The following is a 1,785-nucleotide window of genomic DNA, read 5'->3' on the forward strand; positions in this document are numbered from 1 at the left end:
GCTATTTTACAGCGGATGCAAAAGTAGGCTATCTAAAAGATGGCTTTGACGTGTATTTTTACGTCAAAAATTTGACCGACAAAGAGTACTTCTCGCACATACGCGACAGAGCGAGTAATGTCTTGATCACCTATGGCAAAGGCAGAACGCTCGGCGTCGGCGTAAGATATAGTTTTTAAATTTAGTAAATTTTACTAAAAGAAAGGATGAAAAATGAGGAAAAGTTTAGCTGTATTGGCAGTTTTAGGTGCATTTAGCGTAGCTGGCGCGCATGATTTTTGGCTTGCGGGTCAAAATGACGACAAACTGAGGGTTCAGATCGGATTTGGAGATGGATTTGCCACGTGCGAGCCGATCGATAAGCAGAGGGAGAATAATTTTGAAATCCCCGTAGTCATAGATAAAAACGGCAAAAAAATCGAGCTAAAGCGCACGAGCGAAAACTATAAATTTGAGGGCGAAAAGCAGCCGGAAGGCGTCTATATCATTACCGGGCAATATAAACCGACCTTTTGGACCGAGGATAAAAGCGGCAAATGGCATATGGGCGGCACGAAAGATACGATTAAAGACGCTAAATTTTGCCGTCGCGCCACTATGCTCGCAAAGGGCGTAATCAACACACAAGCAGGCGATCTCATAACTAAGCCCGTGGGCGAGCGACTCGAGCTCGTACCTTTAGAAAATCCGGTAAATTTCAAAGCCAATAAGCCGTTTAAAATTAAAGTGCTATTTGAAGGCAAGCCGCTTGCAAATGCCGCGGTTGAAGGTGCGCCGGATGGATTTCTGGAAGATATGAGCGCATTTTATGGTATGACTAACGATAAGGGCGAAATCGAGGTTATGGCGCTAAAGCCGGGTCCTTGGATACTAAAAGCAAGAAATAAACTTGCATTTTCGGATCCAAAAAAATGCGACGAAGAGACGATCATCGCGTCATTTGCTTTTGAGGTAAAATAGTTTAAATTTACTCTAATTTTACTCCGGCTATTAAATTTAAAAGCCGGAGTACGCTATATTGCGCGGACTTTATAGGTTACGCGCGTAGGCTGCGCTTTTAACTCGTCGCGATTTGCGCATTGTGCTACGACAAGCCTTCCTAGTAAAATTTCAATTTTAGCTTGAATACTCGCTTTTTCATAAATGAACTTTAAAATTCAGCTTCTAGTGCCTATTCGCCCGAAACAATCCTCGTTCAAAACCAAAAGATTAAATTTAATTCAAAATTTCGCTCTATTTAAATTCCACTCGCGCCCCAAAATTTATCTAAATTTCAAACCCCGCAAGTCATAGATTTTAAAATTCCAAAGGCACAACTTTATGAACCCTAAAATTTTAAACGCCATAAAATTTCGCGGTATAACCTCTAGCGTTTTATCGATCTGCTGTTATCTGATCATTTGGGCTTGTTGCGAGTTTTTGCACGGCATTACGATGAGAGTGTTTTTCGCCGCCGCTGCCGCAATAGTCGCCATAATTTTCGCTTCGATGATTTTTAAACTCTCGGCAACCAAAATGATCTCGGATATCTCCGCTAGCAAGGTATTTAGGGCGTATTTGATTAACTTTATCGCCCGAGTGCTTTGGGCTATCGTATTTATTTCACTTTTACCACATTCTATGAATAATAATATTGTGAGCTTGGAGACTCTAGATTATACCTTACACGAGCGAGGCGGTTCTTTCGTGGAGGCATTCTATTGCATTTTAGCGGCTATGGCCATAGGACTTAATCACTCTATAGAGATTAAAGAGACGCAATTTGTTACCATTTGGTATGTAACG

General features: G+C 41.5%; 1 protein-coding gene and 1 pseudogene. Both read left to right on the top strand.

Annotated elements, in window-relative coordinates; translation table 11 throughout:
* Positions 1-213 precede the first annotated feature (213 nt).
* Positions 214-960, top strand: a complete 747-nt coding sequence (locus tag Q0095_RS05645) for a DUF4198 domain-containing protein (RefSeq protein ID WP_297882165.1) — start codon at positions 214-216, stop codon at positions 958-960.
* Between the two features lie 360 nt (positions 961-1,320).
* Positions 1,321-1,785 (top strand): annotated as a pseudogene (locus tag Q0095_RS05650) (hypothetical protein); the annotation flags it as partial.

It is taken from the genome of uncultured Campylobacter sp., assembly GCF_938045535.1.
In the GTDB taxonomy this organism is placed as follows: Bacteria; Campylobacterota; Campylobacteria; order Campylobacterales; family Campylobacteraceae; genus Campylobacter_B.